Origin of the sequence: Acidovorax sp., from assembly GCF_027492855.1 — a bacterium.
Taxonomy (GTDB): domain Bacteria; phylum Pseudomonadota; class Gammaproteobacteria; order Burkholderiales; family Burkholderiaceae_C; genus Acidovorax.
Map to the genome: position 1 here is coordinate 15,558 of NZ_JAPUDY010000065.1, position 16,254 is coordinate 31,811.

Genomic DNA, 16,254 nt, shown 5'->3' on the forward strand with positions numbered 1-16,254 from the left:
AAGCGCCAGAGCCATTTTTAATGCCTATTTTGGCCACAACGCCCACAGGCGCAGGCCCTGCTTGAGCCGCCCGGCGACGTCGCCCGCCTCTGGCCCCCAGCCGGTGAAGTAGTCCGCACGCACCGCGCCCAGGATGGCGCTGCCGGTGTCCTGTGCCAGCACCATGCGCTGCAGTTGCACCTGCGGCCCCGTGGACGCCAGCCACACGGGTGTGCCGTAGGGGATGCTCTGGCGGTCCACCGCGATGGAGCGGCCGGGCGTGAGCGGCACACCCTGCGCGCCCTTGGGACCAAAGCCAGCGTCCAGCGCGTTGAGCTGCTCTTCGCGAAAGAACACATAGCGCGGGTTGCTCCACAGCAGCTCGTTGGTGCGCTGCGGGTTGGCGGCCAGCCAGGTGCGGATGCCCGGCCAGGTGGCATCACGCGTGGCGCCCTGGTCCAGCAGCCAGCGGCCCACGCTTTGGTAGGGCTGGTCATTGGTGCCCGCGTAGGCCACCCGCACCACCGACACCGAGCCGTCCGCCTCGGTGATGCGCAGGCGGCCCGAGCCCTGGATGTGCAGCACCAGCGATTCGACCGGGTCGCGCAGCCACGCAATGGCGCGGCCAGCCAACGCGGCCTGGGCCTCGGGCAGCGTGTCGATCTGCTGGCGTGTGTACCAGGGCTTGCGTGCACCCAGGGTGGTGGGCACCCGGTAGATGGGCACGGTGAAGCCGTTGCCGGGCTGGCGCGCGGCATCCATCATGGGTTCGTAATAGGCGGTGAGCAGGCCTTCGGCATTGCCATCGGTGGCTTCCACGCGGTAGGGCTGCAGGCGGGCGATGAGCCAGGCGCGCTGCTCGTCGGCGGTGGCGATGCTCAGCTGGCGCACCTCGCCGCACAGCGCGGTGAAGGGCGGCGCGGGCCGCTCGCAGCTTTTGATCCAGGCGTTCCAGGCTTCGTGCAGCGCGTCGTTGTTGAAGCCCGGCAGCTCGGCCCAGCGCACGGGCACCCAGCGGCTCTTGGGCTGCGACAGCGGCGGCGGCAAGGGGCCGGTGTCGCCGGGCAGCACGGTGGCGCTGGGCGGCTGCAGGGGCGGCGGTATAGCCCCAGGGGTGGAGGGACTTGGCGCGGGAGGGGTGGAGCAGGCGGCCAGCGTTCCTACAATCAGCGCCGTCAATAGTGGGCGCAGGAGTGTCAATGTCATGGGGTTGATTTTGCTTGAAGCGCTGCTGGCGCTGGTGGTGCTGGTGGCCATCGTGTGGTGGACCATGTTCTCGGGCCGCCGGCGCGGGGAGCTGAAAGTGAAAGACGAGCCCGCGCAAGGCGACGACTCGGCACCGCCCCCACCGCCTTCAGCGCCCCCTGGGGCCTCCTGATCCGCACGGCACGCCCCCGCCCGCCTGTGCGTGCCGTCCTACAGGCATTGTGTGGTCCTGCCGATGGCGGCGGGCCGTGCTCCGGGCCACCATGGCTGCTGTGTCCGTCGCTGTGCACGGATCCACTGAACCATTAAGGAGCACACACATGCGCAAACACATTCTTTTGGGCGCCACCGCCGTCATCGTTCTGGCCACTGGCTGTGCCAGCATGGACGACACCCAGCGCCGCACCGCGACCGGGGCCGGGGTTGGCGCCTTGGCAGGCGCGGTCATCGGCTCGGCCACCGGGGGCAACGCTGGCACGGGCGCGGTCGTTGGGGCAGGCGTGGGCGCCTTGGGCACCTACATCTGGTCGCAGAACATGGAGCGCCAAAAGCGCGAGATGGAGCAGGCCACGCAGGGCACCGGTATCGCCGTGACGCAAACGGCGGACAACCAGCTCATGCTCAACGTCCCCAGCGACATCTCGTTTGCCGTAGGCCGTTCGGACATCCAGCCCAACTTTGCGCCGGTGCTCGACCAGTTCGCAGCCAGCCTGCGCAACAACCCGAACACCGACGTGCGCATCGTGGGCCACACCGACAGCACGGGCAGCGATGCCATCAACAACCCGCTGTCGGTGGACCGCGCAGCCAGCACCCGCGGCTACCTGAATATGCGCGGCGTGGACAGCCGCCGCATTGCGGTGGAGGGCGTGGGGTCGCGCTACCCCATCGCCACAAACGACACTGCAGACGGCCGTGCGCGCAACCGCCGCGTCGAGATCTTTGTGGGCGAGCGCCCACGGGGCTAAAAGAAAAATCGCCTATTGCCCTGTTCGCAACAGGTTGGCCAGCTCCACCGCAGACTTGACCTGCATCTTGTCGAACACGCGCGAGCGGTGCACCTCCACTGTGCGCACGCTGATGTCGAGCTGGTCGGCGATCAGCTTGTTGGGCAGGCCGGCGACAACCAGATCCATCACGTCGCGCTCGCGCTCGGTCAGCTCGCCCAGACGCACCTGCAGGTCGCTGCGCTCGCGCAGTTGCGTGAGGCGCTCGGTGGACTGGGCCAGCGCCTGCTCGATGCGGTCCACCAGGGCGTTGTCGGAGAACGGTTTTTCGCAGAAATCGAACGCGCCGCGCTTGACGGTGTCCACCGCCGTGGGCACGTCGGCATGGCCGGTGAGGAAGATCACCGGCATGGTGGCCAGGTCGCCCCGCGCGGCCAGCAGGTCGAACAGCGCCAGCCCGCTCATGCCCGGCATGCGCACGTCCAGCAGCAGGCAACAGGGCTGGCGCTGGGCCGGGCGGCTTTGCAGCATGGCGTCGAAGGCCTCGGCGCTGTCAAACGACTCGCTGGGCAGCCTGCGCGAGCGCAGCAGCCACGCCAGGGCTTCGCGCACGCTGGCGTCGTCGTCCACGATGTACACGGTGGCGTTGGTGACGGGCTCCATAGGTCAGTTCATACCAGTCTGCATTCAAAAAATATAAATACGTTCACGCTGAATATGAAACCGGCGCAGCCGCTCAGGGGGGTTGTCCGTCATACAGGGAGCGTGAAGGTGAATACCGTACCACGCGGCTCATGGGGCGCGAATCCGAGGAACCCGCCGTGCTGCTCGATCACCGTGCGGCACATGCTCAGGCCCAGGCCCATGCCCTCTGCGCGGGTGGTGAAAAACGGTGTGAAGAGTTTCTCCGCCACTTCGGGCGGAATGCCGGTGCCCTGGTCGATCACCGCAAACTCGATCCAGCCACTGTATTTGTTGGAGGCCGCCCGCCGCACCCGGATGTCGAGCACGCGGGTGCGGATCGCCGGGTCGTCCATGGCCTGCATGGCGTTGCGCGCCAGGTTCAGCAGCACCTGCTCGACCATGGTGCGGTCGCACAGGGTGGGTTCCAGGCCCGGCTCCACCGCAGTGTTCACGCGCACGCCGAGCTTGCGCGCCTGCAGGCTCACCAGCGGCAGGATGGCGTCGAGCAATTGCTGCGCATGCACCGCCTCGCGGGCCTGGTCGCGCCGGCGCACGAAGTCGTGCACGCTTTTGATCACGCGGCCAGCGCGTTCGGCCTGGCGGGCGATCTGGCGCATGGCCAGGCGCATGTCCTGCAGCGCCGCGGGCTCGGCTGCAGGCGCTCCGGCGGGCGCTGTGGCCTGCTCCAGCAGGTTCAGCGAACCATTGGCGTAGCTTGAGATGGCCGCCAGCGGCTGGTTCAGCTCGTGGCTGAGCAGCGAGGCCATCTCGCCCACCGTGGCCAGCCGTGCAGTGGCCTGCAGGCGCTCTTGCGAGGCGCGCGAGAGTTCCTCCACCCGCCGTTGTTCGCTGATGTCCAAAAACGCGCTCATCCAGCCTGCACGCAGGCCCTGCGCATTGATCAGCGGGGCCTCGATGATGAGCACGGGAAAACGCGTGCCGTCCTTGCGCATGAACTCGGACTCGAAGCCTTCGCGCGGCGGCATGGTGCCCGCAAAACGGACGGCCTGGCGCTGCTGGTACTCCTCCACGCGCTCGGGCGGCCAGTAGGGGGCTGATGCGCTCAAGCCCAGCAGTTCCTCGGGTGTGAAGCCCACCATGTCGCAAAAGGCTGGGTTGACGTAGGTGATGCGCCCTTCCAGGTCGCGGGCGCGCAGGCCGGTGACCAGCGAGTCCTCCATGGCCTTGCGAAAGGCCAGCGCGTCGGCCAGGTCGCGCTCAGCGCGCAGGCGGCGGCGGTTGTCGCGCACCAGCACCGCCATCACGGTCACCAGGGCGATCGACATGGCCGTGACCAGCGCCGTGAGCACGTTGGGAAACACGCTGGGCGCGGTGTGCCAACTGTCCATGCGCAGCACCAGGGTGGTGCCCGGCAGGTCCAGCAGGTGCTGCGCGGTGAACATGCGGGAGCCCCGGCGCGGCGCGCCCATTGCGGCCAGGCGCGTGCCATCGGGTTCAGTGAACGAGGCCTCCTGGCTGCGCGTGAGGTTGTGCGCCACCAGGTTGATAAGGATGTCCTGCAGCGCATAGGTGGCCACCAGAAAACCCGTGGTGCGCCCACCTGCGGTGAGAGGCACGCACAGCTCCATCATCTCCGACCCCAGGCCATCGCCGTGGGGCTGGAAGTAGCTGCTGGAGTAGGCAGGGCTGCCCAGGCGCCGGGCGTTGGTGCAGGCAATGGTGAGCTCGGACTGGCTGCTGTCACGCACCCGCACGTCCCAGGCCACAGGGCGGTAGGGTGACTGCACATGGGTGCGCATCCGCAGGCTGGCGTCGCGCCACTCCAGGCGCACCATCTCGCGGCGGCCGCGCAGCAACTCCGAGGCATCAACCTCCCAGGCCAACTGGCCGGAATGGTCGGTGGGCAGCGCCTGCAGGCTTTGCAGGTTGCGCGTGAGCGCGGAGCGAATGTCGGACACCGCATCGGCCGCGTCGCGCTCCAGGTGCGACTGCACCTGGCTGGCTTCGTAGCGCCCTGCCAACCACACCATGGTGGCAAGCATCGACACCACCAGCAGCACCAGCGCCGTCCACAGGGACCAGCGCCGCCAGGCGCCACGCCAGCGCTGCAGCAGGGTGCGTTGTGGCCTAGGGCGTGTCACAGCACGCGGTGTGTCAGCGCAGGCAGCTGTGTGCGGATGTCGCGCAGCCGCTGCGCGTCCAGCACGCCAGTCACGGTGCCCGGCGCCTGGTCCTGCTGCGCCAGCACGGTGCCCCAGGGGTCCACCAGCATGCTGTGGCCCCAGGTGTGGCGTCCGTTCTCATGCACGCCGCCCTGCGCGGGGGCCAGCACATACGCCTGGTTTTCCACGGCACGGGCGCGCAGCAGCACCTCCCAATGCGCCTGGCCCGTGGTGTGCGTGAAGGCGCTGGGCACCAGCAGCAGGTCGGCGCCCGCACGGGCATGGGCGCGGTACAGCTCCGGAAACCGCAGGTCATAGCAGACGGACAGGCCCACGCGCCAGTGCTGGCCATCGCGCGCCTTGAGGTCAAACTGCACCGGGGTATCGCCTGCCTCGATGACGCGGCCTTCGTCGTACAGCTCGCGCCCGTTGTCGAAGTGAAACAGATGGATCTTGTCGTAGCGGGCCACGCAGGCACCGGTGGGGTCGAAAACCAGCGTGGTGTTGCGCACCCGGTCTGGCGTGGTGGTCTGCAAAGGCAGGGTTCCACCCACGATCCACATCTGCAGCGCGCGCGCCGTGTCGGCGAGAAAACGCTGGATGGCCCCGTCGCCATCGGCTTCGCGCGCGGCAAGCTTGTCGGTGTCCTTGTGGCCCATCAGGCCAAAGTATTCCGGCAGCACGGCCAGTTCTGCGCCGCCCTGGGCGGCCTGCGCGAGCAGGGTGTGTGCGGCTTGCAGGTTGGCGTCACGCTCGGTGCCTGACACCATCTGGATGGCGGCAACTTTCATGAGGGCTCTCCGGTTTTGGGGGGATTGGAGCGGGGCGCAGTTTCGGCGGCGGGACTGGCCTCGCGGCCACGGCGCGCCACGCGCACCACGCGCGGGTCGGTCCAGGTGCCGTCCACCCGGAACTCTTGTGTGGCTGCCTCGATGAGCGGGCCGCGCAGGAACACCTGGGCCAGGAAGCTGCCCAGGCCGATCACGGGGTTGATGGCCGTGGCCACCAGCGAGGCGGTCATGGCGTTGATCTCGGGCACCACCACCACCCGCAGATCCTGGGTTTCGTGGTCGATGTCGGCATGGCCCTCCATCAGCACGGCGGCATTCACGCCCTTCATCTGCAGGTTGTTGGTGGTGGCCACGCCGCGCTCGATGCGCACGTCGCCGCGCACGAAGTCAAACGCAAAACCTTCGCTGAACACGTCGCGGAAATCGAGCGTGAGCCGACGCGGCAGCGACTGCAGGCTCAGCACACTGAGCAGCTTGGCCAGGCCCGGGTCGGCCTTGAGGAACTGCCCGGCTTCGATGTTCAGGTTGATCTGCCCGTTCATGGAGCGGTAGTCGGGGCTGATGGGCGCGCCGATCCAGGCCACCTGCCCCTCCATGCGCCCCTTGCCGTTGCGCACCACGTTGGCCATGCCCATGCGGCCCAGCAGGTCGCCCGAGTCACGGATGTCGAGCTTGAAATTCAGCACCGTGCGCCGCTCGGCCGACCGGGGGCCGGTGCCACCCGCTCCTGCTGCATTGAGCATGGCCCAGTTGCCGTTGGCCGTGAAGCTCGCATCAGGGGCCGTGATGTTGAACTTGGAAAGCCGCCATTCGCGCTGGGGGCCATCGCCGCCCCGGTTCTGGGCTTCTACTTCCACCCGCCCGAGCCGTTTGCCGCGCAGCTCGAATTCGTCCACCACGATGTCGAGGGCAGGCAGGGCGCCGGGTTGTTCGTTGAGCAGATCTTCGACCTGGTTCGCCTCACTTTGCGGCATGTTCACGCGCGCAAGGCGCGCAAACACCCGGGCGGTGGTGTTGTCGGGGGGCGCGGGCGGTCGATATTCCAGGTAGCCATTGAGCTCGGTGGCATCAAGGTTGGCGCGCCAGGTGGCGCCATCGCGCTGGGCGCCCGCCACCACGTTGTGCAGCGTGCGGCCCTGCAGCGTCAATTCGCGCGCACGCAGCGCCAGCGTGGTGGGCAGGTAGTCCTGCGCCAAAGACTGCGCGGCAGCAGAAGGCGCAGCGGAGCCGGTGGCGCGGTCGCTGCCCTCAGGGGCCGTGGCCTGCGCCAACACAGCCTCCCACGCGTCCACATCCACCTTGCCCTGGCTGATGTTCGCGGCCACTCCCTGTACCGGCAACGGCGCGGATTCGCCATTGCCCAGCCCCAGGCCGATGGCGCCCCGCAGCACACGGGGCTGAGTCCCGCTCAGGTCGCGCAGGTAGGTGGCCGAACCCAGTGTGCCCAGGTCCAGCGTGATCTGGTCGCGCAGCGGTGGTGCGCCGCTGCCGTTGCTGCTGCTGGCGAGGCCAGTGAGCGACTCGCGCGCCACCTGGGTCTCAAAGCGCAGGGGCTGGCTGCTGTCGGCAGGCTTGCCGAGCGGGGGCGGCAGCGCCAGGGCCAGGCCCTGCAGCGTGGTGCTGACCTGCAGCTCGGGCACGCCCCTGCGGAATGCCAGCGCCAAGGTGTAAGGGGTGCTGCCCGTGGCGCGGCGGGCCAGTTGCGACAGCATGCCCAACTGGGGTGTTTGTTGCAGGCCTTCGGCGGTGGCCGTGCCCTGGGCGCGTAGCTGCACGGCCGCCTCGGTGGCGGGTGCGTTGGCGGCCAGCGCCCGCATGCCGCCTTCAAGCCGCACGGGGCCGCCCAGCGCCTGGGCCTGCACGTTGGAGAGCGAAAACCCGGTTTCGCTGAATTGCACGGCACCTCGCACACGGCTCAGCGGAGGGGTATCGGGCCGGATGCGCAGGTCGTTGTTGCCCGCCAGGGTGACACTGCCCTGCACCTTGGACTTCTGAAGCTCGCTGATTGGCAGTGCCAGGCGCAGCTGCAGGTCGGCATTGCCGGTGCCGCTGGCCTGGTCGAGCGCGTTGCCGGTCAGCCCCCCCAGCGGGGAGGCGGCCATGAACGTGAGCAGTTCGGGCAGCGGCCCCCGTGCGTCGGCACTTACCGCCACCACGGTGTGTGCCAGGTCGGGGATCTTGGCCTCCACCTTGGACAGCCGCAGGCCCTTGCTGCCCACAAACCCGCCACTGGCGCCACGCACCTGCATGGACGAGCGCTCGAAGATCAGCTCGCCCCCCAATTCCGCGAGCGCGGGCCACGGCAAGCTGCCCGCAGGCTGCAGGGACGGTGGCACATAGGCATAGGTCACGCCCTTGACGTGCGCTGCAATGCGGAACTCCCCCAGCTTGGGGTCGTTGAACGGCAGGTCGTGCAGATCGCCCTTGACGCGGAACTGCACGCTGCTGGCGCTGCCAGCCACCACGGCATCGCGCACATAGTGGCGTGCATCGGCGGGGATGGACAGGGGCAGGTAGCGGTGCACGCGCGTGCCGTCCGCTCGGGTCAGTGTGCCCGTGAGGTCCAGAACGCCCGGAAAACGCGATTTGTGGGCCACCTTGGCCGCGTCGCTGGTGCGCCAGGTGGCGCGGGCCTCGCCCTGGGCGTCGGCATTGGCAAACTGCACATCGTTGGCCTGCACGGCAAGGCGGCTGCCGTCGATCTGCCAGCGCACGTCGGCGCTGAGCCGGTCCAGCGGCAGCACCGGGTCTTCAAACACACCCGGCAGCATCAGCGCACCCTGCGCCATCGTGAGAGCCGCCTTGCCACCGGCCTGGGTCATGTCAATGTCCACCGTGGCGCCGCGCAGGCCCAGGTGGACGGGGGCGGTGCCCGCCGGTGCCCCGGCCAGCGCCAGGCCCTGGATGCGCCCCTTGACCTGGTACTGCTGCAAAGCGTCCAGCGGGCCTTTCCAGGTGGCCTGGATCTCATCCACCAGCCCCTCTGGGGTGTAGGTGCGAATGGCGCCATGGGCAGCGGCCCCGAGCGGCAGGCGGCTGGCAATCTGCGCCAGTGCCGCCAGGTCCAGGCGGTCTGCGCGGAGCTCGCCCTGCTCCACGGCCTTGCCCGTCGCGGTGGTGTGTATCAGCCGCAGATTTCCGCCGGGCCAGGTCAGGCCGTCGTCGGTCTGAAACTGCAGCCCCTGGGTAGAGAACTCAAACCCGCCGTTCAGCCGCCGTGCGCCCAGGCGTCCCCGGATGGAAGGCAGCGCCAGCGCCTGCAGGCTGGGGTCGAGGGTGGTGTTCACATCAGCCAACGCAAGATCGGCCGTGCCGCCCACGAGCTGCCCGCCGCGCAGGTCGGCCCAGGCGCGCAGCGCGCCACGGCCCCGCGCCACTGCGATGCCAACATCCGCATGGTGGCGCAGGCGCGAAACGTCCACGCGCGCGAAGTCGGCGAACACTTGGCCGTTCCAGTGTTTCCAGTTGCCGTCGCCCGCCCGCAACAGCGGCGCGCGGAACAGGCCAACCACCGTGAAGCGGTCGCCCCAGGCTTCGGGCGGGGTGGCGTCCAGGCGCATGTGGTGGTGCCAGTTGCCGTTGCGCAGCACCAGGTCGACCTTTTCCAGCGCCAGTTCTGGCGCGCCGCGCTGCTCGTCCGTCCAGCGCACGGTGCCGCCCTGGATGAAGACCTCGCCCTGCGAGAAAAGCCAGTCGGCCGCCGCGCTGGTGTCGTCCTGGCTCTGGGAAAACTCCAGCCCCGCCACATAGATACGGCCATCGGTGGCACGGCGCACGTCCAGATCCGGCCCCTCGACATACAACTGCTCGAAACCGCCCCGTAGCACCGAACGCGGGGACAAGGCCACCACCACCCTGGTCAGGTGCAGCGCCGGCCGCCCCGAGGCATCCAGCAGCGCCACATCCGACAACTCGATCGACGGGACCAGCCCCTCGGAGTGCGCCGCGATAGCACCGATCCTGACGGGAACCCCCAATGCCCGTGCGGCATGTGCCTCAATCTGTGGGCGGAATTCACCGATTCGCGGCACAATCCAGCCATGAAGAGCCCCCCACGCGATGGTCAGCAGCAGCCAGAAGGCAACTAGCAAGCTCAGCGACCACCGCGCAAAACCTGCCACTATTTTCAGCAGGCGTGAGGGGTGCGTAGTGGAATCGATCATGGTGGGACTGAATGTGGCAGGAATTATGACCCGCAGGCCCTGCGCGGGTTCACTACAAACCAGTGTTCTTATGTACGCAGCCTCTGGCTGTGGCCGCCATGTCCGAATCTCCCTCTAACCCCCGTTGCCACCAGCCCTTCCCCGAGGGGCCGCTGGCCGAGCATTCGCGCTTTTACCAGCGCCTGCACCGCCGCTACGCGAACGACCTGGCCCTGCTGCCCCCCGGCACCCCGGTGCTGGCCACCCTGGAGCAGGCCTACGACGCGCTGTGCGCCCGGGGCTGCGATACCGGCACCGCCTTGCGCATGCTGCGGCAACTGGTCATGGAGCGGCTCATCCAGCTCGATTGCGAGGCGCAGGCCCCGCTGGCCGACATCACCCGCGCCGTGACCGAGCTGGCCGAGCTGGCGCTGGACCGTGCCTGCACCCAGGCGCGCCGCGAGTTGGACGAACGCCACGGAGCGCCCTGCGGCCCCCAAGGGCAGGCCGTGCAGCTCTGGATCATCGGCATGGGCAAGCTGGGTGCGCGCGAGCTCAACGTCTCCAGCGACATCGACCTGATCTACGTGTACGAGCACGATGGCGAAACAGCGGGCATGGAGGGTGGCCGGGGCCGCATCTCCAACCACGAATACTTCGCACGGGCCGTCAAGGCCATCTACAGCCTGGTGGGCGACACCACCGAGCATGGTTTTGTGTTCCGTGTGGACCTGGCGCTGCGGCCCAACGGCAACTCCGGCCCGGCATCGGTGTCGCTGGCGGCGCTGGAGGAATACCTGCAGAACCAGGGCCGCGAATGGGAGCGTTTTGCCTGGCTCAAAAGCCGCGTGGTGGCGCCGCGCGATTGCATCGGCAGCCCCGAGGTGCAGGCGCTGCGTGGCGTGGTGTTGCCCTTCGTGTTCCGCCGCTACCTGGACTACAGCGTGTTCGATGCGCTGCGCTCCCTGCACAGCCAGATCCGCGACCATGCCGCCAAGCGCAGCGCGGGCCACCCGGAGCGCGCCAACGACGTGAAGCTCTCACGCGGCGGCATCCGCGAGATCGAATTCACCGTGCAGCTGCTGCAAGTGGTGCGTGGCGGGCAGTTCCCCGAGCTGCGCCGCCGCCCCACACTCGACGCCCTGCAGCGCCTCGCCCATGCCGGCCTCATGCCGCAGGCAACGGCCGACGCGCTGGCCAAGGCCTATATATTCCTGCGCCGCGTGGAGCACCGCATCCAGTACCTGGACGACCAGCAGACCCATGTGCTGCCCACGCGCGACGACGACCTGGCCTGGATCGCCCAGACCCTGGGCTTCAAGGATTGCTGCGCGTTTTTGCACGAGCTCGATGCCCACCGCGAACTGGTGGCCCAAGAGTTCGACACCCTGCTGGGTGGCGCGGGCAAGAAGCAGTGCAACGGTGGCGGCTGCGGCGGCCCCCGTTCCACCACACCACCGCCGCCTGAACTGGAAACCCTGCTGGAGCAGTTGCCGCCCGGCTTTCGCGAGCGTGTGGCCGAATGGCGCAACCACCCGCGCGTGGCGGGCCTGCGCGACGAGGCGCGCGCGCGCCTGTTCCGCCTGGTGCAGCGCACGGCACTGTGGATCAACGAAGGCCGCGTCACCGAAGAAGCCGCGCTGCGCATGGCCAACTGGCTGGAGCCCTTGCTGCGCCGTGAGAGCTACCTTGCACTGCTGCTGGAACGCCCCTCGGTGCACGAGCAATTGCTGCACCTCTTGGGCGCGGCCAAGTGGCCCGCGCGCTACCTGCTGCAGCACCCCGGTGTGATCGACGAGTTGGTGGGCGCCTCCCTGCTGTCCGAGCGTTTTGTGGTGGCCGATTTCGAGCGCGAGCTGGGCATGCGCCTGGCTTCGCTGCAATCCACGGGCGAAGACGACGACGAAACCCTGCTCAACCTGCTGCGGCGCGCCCAGCATGCCGAAACCTTCCGCACCCTGGCCCGCGATGTGGAGCGCCGCATCACCGTGGAGCAGGTGGCGGACGACCTCTCGGCGCTGGCCGACAGCGTGCTGCGCATCACCAGCCAGTGGTGCTGGAGCCGCCTCAAAAACCGCCACCGGGACGAGCCCCAGTTCGGCATCATTGGCTACGGCAAGCTGGGCGGCAAAGAGCTGGGCTACGGCAGCGACCTGGACATCGTCTTTGTGTTCGACGACGACGACGAGCGGGCCTCCGAGGTTTATGCCGCCTTTGTGCGCAAGCTCATCAACTGGCTCACGGTGAAGACCGGCGAGGGCGATCTGTACGAGATCGACACGGCGCTGCGGCCCAACGGAAACTCGGGCCTGCTGGTGACGAGCTTCGACGCCTACGCCAACTACCAGCAGCAGCGCGGCAGCAACACCGCCTGGACCTGGGAGCACCAGGCCATGACGCGTGCGCGCTTCGTGATGGGCGGCGCGGCCCTGCAAGCCCGTTTCGACGCAGTGCGCGAAGCCGTCATCACCTCCACGCGCGACCCACTGGCCTTGCAGGGCGAGATCGTGACCATGCGCGAGCGCGTGCGCTCGGCCCACCCCACGCCCGCCGGGCGGTTTGACGTCAAACACAGCCAGGGCGGCATGGTGGATGCAGAGTTCGCCGTGCAATACCTGGTGCTTTCGCAGTCTGCAGCCCACCCCGAGCTGCGCGGCAACGTGGGCAACATCGCGCTGCTGCAACGCGCCGAGCAGGTGGGCCTGCTGCCCGCTGGCGTGGGCCAGGCGGCGGCCAGCGCCTACCGGGAGCTGCGCCGCGTGCAACACGTGGCGCGCCTGGACGAGGCGCCCATCCACGTCACGCCGCCCGCCTTGCAGGCCGAGCGCGACGCGGTTCTGGCACTGTGGCATGCCGTGTTTGGGGAAGCCCCAGGGGTCAAGGCATAGCGCTTTTCAGATGGCGGCAAACGGGTTGCATCTTGAAGCAATTCGCCGCCTGAAACGGTCCGTAATTTAAACACCCGTTTGAATTGCGGTGATCTAATCCGGGGCCATGAACTCCGGCGCCCGCCCCATCCCCGCATCCCAGCGCACCGCCCGCAGCGACGGTGAAGACACACGGGCTCGCCTGCTGCAGGCGGCTCTTCAACTTTTCTCTGAAAAGGGCTTTGCCCAGACCTCGGTGCGCGCCATTGCGCAGGCCGCAGGTACCAACGTAGCCGCCATCGCCTACCACTTTGGCGACAAGGCGCAGCTGTACACGGCCACCTTCTACGAGCCCTTTGGCAGTAGTAGCGAGCTGATTCCGGTGTTTACCGATCCGGCCCTCGATCTGCAAAGCGCGTTGCACCACTACTTCGCGGGCTTTTTGGAGCCGCTGAAACACGACGACCTATTCACCCAATCGCTGCGCCTGCACGTGCGCGAGCTGCTCGACCCCACCCATGTCTGGTCCGAGCTGATGGAACGCGAGTGCCGCGCCCCGCATCTGGCGCTGGTACAGGTGTTGTGTCGGCACATGGGCGCAAGCGAGGTGGACGACGAGCTGCACCGGCTCGCCTTCTCCCTGGCAGGCCTGGCCATGCAACTGTGGACGCAGCGCGACCCCCTGCTGGCCATTGCGCCGCAGTTGGGGGGATCGGGGGCTGTGGACCTGTGGGTGGAGCGGCTCACCGGCTATGCCCTGAGCATGGTGCAGGGCGAGATCACCCGGCGGGCGGCCGCCAACCAGCCCACACGCAGTGCTCCCCGTGCATCGCACAAGAAGGAATCCAACGCATGACTCTGAACAAGGCCCGATGCATCTGGGCGGTTTGTCTGCCCCTGGCGCTGGGCGCGTGTGCCGTCACCGCGCCACCGGCCCACATCGCAGCAGCCACGCCCGTGGCGTGGCAGGCGCCTCTGCCGCACCAGGGCTCGCTGGGCAACATGGCCCAGTGGTGGACCCAACTGGGCGACCCCTTGCTGGTCGAGCTGATCGACGCAGCCCAGGCCGTGAGCCCCGGCATCGCCCAGGCCCAGGCGCGCATTGCGCAGGCCCGTGCCACGCAAGTCAGCAGCCGGGCCGCGCTGCTGCCCGCGCTCGATGCACAGGCCAGCGCCAGTCGGGGCTTCAACGAGCAACTGGCTGGCACGGCCACCACGGCCCAGGCCGGGTTGCAGGCAAGCTGGGAGATCGACCTCTTCGGTGCGAACCGGGCCACCAAGACAGCAGCGGACGAGCGGCTGGCAGGCGCCCAGGCGCTGTGGCACGAGGCGCGCGTGAGCGTGGCCGCCGAGGTGGCGCAGCAGACCAGCAGCCTGCGCACCTGCCTTAATCAACTGCGCGTGGCCGAGCGCGATGCGCAATCGCGCGGCGAGACCTCACGCCTGGCCCAACTCAGCGAGCGCGCGGGCTTTACCGCACCCGCCACTGCCGCGCTGGCCCGCGCCAGTGCCGCCGAAGCCCAGGCCCGCACCGCGCAGCAACACATGCAGTGTGATGTGGAGACCAAAACCTTGGTGGCGCTCACTGGCTGGGAAGAGCCCGCCCTGCGCACCCGCCTGGCAACGCCGGTGGCTGCGGCCCCTGACACGCTGTTTGCCATGGGAACGCTGCCCGCCCAGGTGCTGGCCCAGCGCCCCGACATCTACAACGCCGAGCGCGAGGTGGCAGCCGCCAGCGCCGAGGTGGGCAGCGCGCAGGCCCAGCGCTATTCACGCCTGTCGCTCAGCGGCACCGTGGGCGCGGCCTGGGTGCGCACCGGCGGGGTGACAACCGACCTCAACACCTGGACCATCGGCCCGCTGGCGCTGAGCGTGCCTTTGTTCGACGGCGGTCGGCGCACGGCGTTGACCGATGCTGCGCAGGCACGCTACGACGAGGCCGCAGCCCTGTACCGCGCCAAGGTGCGCCAGGCTGTGAGCGAGGTGGAGCAAGCCCTGGTGCGGCTGCAGAGCACGGCCGAACGCAACGCCAGTGCGCGGGTGGCAGCCGAGGGCTACCGCACTTCATTCGATGCCACCGAGGCGCGCTGGCGCGGCGGCCTGGCGAGCCTGGTGGAGCTGGAAGACGCCCGGCGCACCGCGCTGGCAGCCGAGAACGCACTGATCGCGCTGCAGCACGAACGCCAGACGGCCTGGGTGGCGCTGTACCGCGCCGCCGGTGGCGGCTGGGCGCCATGAAGCACGCCCCTCGCAGTCGCCTGCAGCGCCATGGATCACTGAATTGAATTCTTCAGGACAGATGCAAATGCAACATTCCTCTTTCTCCTTCCAATTTTCTCCCACCGCCTTCGCCGTGATCGCCGCCTGCGTGCTGGCCACGGGCGGTGCCCTGGTGTACTCCGGTACATCGCGCGCTGCCGATGAGCCCAAAGCAGGCCAGCCCCGCCCCGCGCTCACCGTGAGCACGGCCCTGCCGCTGCGCGCTGCCGTGCCGGTGCGCCTGGCCGCCAACGGCAACGTGGCCGCCTGGCAAGAGGCGAGCATCGGCGCCGAAAGCAACGGCCTGCGCCTGACCGACGTGCGCGTGAACGTGGGCGACGTGGTCAAGGCCGGCCAGGTGCTGGCCACCTTTTCGGCCGAGACCGTGTTGGCCGATGTGGCGCAAATGCGCGCTAGCCTGCTCGAAGCCCAGGCCCATGCGGCCGAGGCGGCGGCCAATGCCGAGCGGGCGCGCTCGCTGCAGGCCACGGGCGCTTTAAGCCAGCAGCAGATCCAGCAGTACACCACCGCCGAGCAGACCGCCCAGGCCCGCGTCGAGGCCGCCAAGGCCACCCTCAGCGCGCACCAGTTGCGCCTGAAGTACACGCAGGTGGTGGCGCCCGACAGCGGTGTGATCTCGGTCCGCACCGCCACCGTGGGCGCAGTGGTGAGCGCGGGCACCGAGCTGTTCCGCATGGTGCGCAAGGGGCGCCTGGAGTGGCGCGCCGAGGTCACGTCCGCTGAGCTGCGGCGCGTTCAACCCGGCGCCAAGGTCAGCGTCACCGCCACCAGCGGCGCGGTGGCCGAAGGCACGGTGCGCATGATCGCGCCCACCGTGGACCCACAAACGCGCAATACGCTGGTGTATGTCGATCTGCCCACCCACAGCGATTTCCGTGCCGGAATGTTTGCGCGCGGCGAGTTCGCGCTGGGCCACAGCGATGCGCTCACCGTGCCACAAGAGGCGCTGGTGGTGCGCGATGGTTTTACCTACGTGTTCGTGGTGGGGGCAGAGCAGCGTGTGCAGCAGCGCAAGGTGCTCACCGGCCGCCGCATGGCCGACCGCGTCGAGGTGCTCTCGGGCCTGGACGCTGGGGCCTCCGTGGCCGTGCGCGGCGCGGGCTTCTTGAACGACGGCGACCTGGTGCGCGTGGTGCCTGCGCCACCCGCCAGCAGCAGCTCGTTGACCCCTCGTTTTGACAAAAAACTGGCTCTAGCGCTTATTGGGCAAGCGCAAACAGCTATCAATTGAGGAG

11 protein-coding genes are annotated in these 16,254 nt (G+C 68.7%); 6 read left to right on the top strand and 5 right to left on the bottom strand.

Translation table 11 applies throughout. The features are described 5' to 3' along the window. Nucleotides 1–24 precede the first annotated feature (24 nt). Complete coding sequence (locus Q0105_RS12220) at nucleotides 25–1,251, bottom strand: MltA domain-containing protein (protein WP_298212123.1); 1,227 nt, start codon at nucleotides 1,249–1,251, stop codon at nucleotides 25–27. Between Q0105_RS12220 and Q0105_RS12225 the strand changes: the two genes are divergently transcribed. Continuing rightward, nucleotides 1,184–1,357 (top strand): hypothetical protein, encoded by a 174-nt coding sequence (locus tag Q0105_RS12225; RefSeq protein ID WP_298212125.1) that lies wholly within the window; start codon nucleotides 1,184–1,186, stop codon nucleotides 1,355–1,357. The two genes, Q0105_RS12220 and Q0105_RS12225, sit on opposite strands and share 68 nt — an antisense overlap. 148 nt (nucleotides 1,358–1,505) lie before the next feature. After that, entirely contained in the window at nucleotides 1,506–2,153 is a 648-nt protein-coding gene (locus tag Q0105_RS12230) for an OmpA family protein (RefSeq protein WP_298212127.1), read from the top strand. Between the two features lie 12 nt (nucleotides 2,154–2,165). Here the strand turns inward: Q0105_RS12230 and Q0105_RS12235 are convergent, their stop codons facing one another. The 4 genes from Q0105_RS12235 to Q0105_RS12250 form a co-directional block, all read right to left on the bottom strand. Further along, the gene (locus tag Q0105_RS12235) at nucleotides 2,166–2,795 is read right to left on the bottom strand and encodes a response regulator (protein ID WP_298212129.1); all 630 of its coding nucleotides are present in this window, start codon (nucleotides 2,793–2,795) and stop codon (nucleotides 2,166–2,168) included. Between the two features lie 89 nt (nucleotides 2,796–2,884). Beyond that, nucleotides 2,885–4,918 carry an ATP-binding protein gene (locus tag Q0105_RS12240; RefSeq protein WP_298212132.1) on the bottom strand — a complete coding sequence of 678 codons (2,034 nt, stop codon included), beginning with the start codon at nucleotides 4,916–4,918 and terminating at the stop codon, nucleotides 2,885–2,887. Next, a complete protein-coding gene (locus tag Q0105_RS12245; RefSeq protein WP_298212134.1) occupies nucleotides 4,915–5,730 on the bottom strand; it encodes a carbon-nitrogen hydrolase family protein in 816 nt (271 codons plus the stop codon). Before Q0105_RS12245 ends, Q0105_RS12240 begins: the two co-directional genes overlap by 4 nt. After that, the gene (locus Q0105_RS12250; RefSeq protein WP_298212136.1) at nucleotides 5,727–9,893 is read right to left on the bottom strand and encodes a YhdP family protein; all 4,167 of its coding nucleotides are present in this window, start codon (nucleotides 9,891–9,893) and stop codon (nucleotides 5,727–5,729) included. Before Q0105_RS12250 ends, Q0105_RS12245 begins: the two co-directional genes overlap by 4 nt. Before the next feature lie 98 nt (nucleotides 9,894–9,991). Between Q0105_RS12250 and glnE the strand changes: the two genes are divergently transcribed. From glnE to Q0105_RS12270, 4 genes are all read left to right on the top strand, one after another. Then, nucleotides 9,992–12,760 (top strand): bifunctional [glutamate--ammonia ligase]-adenylyl-L-tyrosine phosphorylase/[glutamate--ammonia-ligase] adenylyltransferase, encoded by a 2,769-nt coding sequence (glnE, locus tag Q0105_RS12255; protein WP_298212138.1) that lies wholly within the window; start codon nucleotides 9,992–9,994, stop codon nucleotides 12,758–12,760. Nucleotides 12,761–12,866: 106 nt separating this feature from the next. Next, nucleotides 12,867–13,595, top strand: coding sequence for a CerR family C-terminal domain-containing protein (locus Q0105_RS12260; RefSeq protein ID WP_298212140.1), 729 nt, complete (start codon nucleotides 12,867–12,869; stop codon nucleotides 13,593–13,595). Continuing rightward, nucleotides 13,592–14,977 (top strand): efflux transporter outer membrane subunit, encoded by a 1,386-nt coding sequence (locus tag Q0105_RS12265; RefSeq protein ID WP_298212142.1) that lies wholly within the window; start codon nucleotides 13,592–13,594, stop codon nucleotides 14,975–14,977. Before Q0105_RS12260 ends, Q0105_RS12265 begins: the two co-directional genes overlap by 4 nt. A gap of 67 nt (nucleotides 14,978–15,044) precedes the next feature. Next, on the top strand, nucleotides 15,045–16,250 hold the full coding sequence (locus Q0105_RS12270) for an efflux RND transporter periplasmic adaptor subunit (RefSeq protein ID WP_298212144.1): 1,206 nt from the start codon (nucleotides 15,045–15,047) through the stop codon (nucleotides 16,248–16,250). The last annotated feature ends 4 nt before the right edge of the window (nucleotides 16,251–16,254 follow it).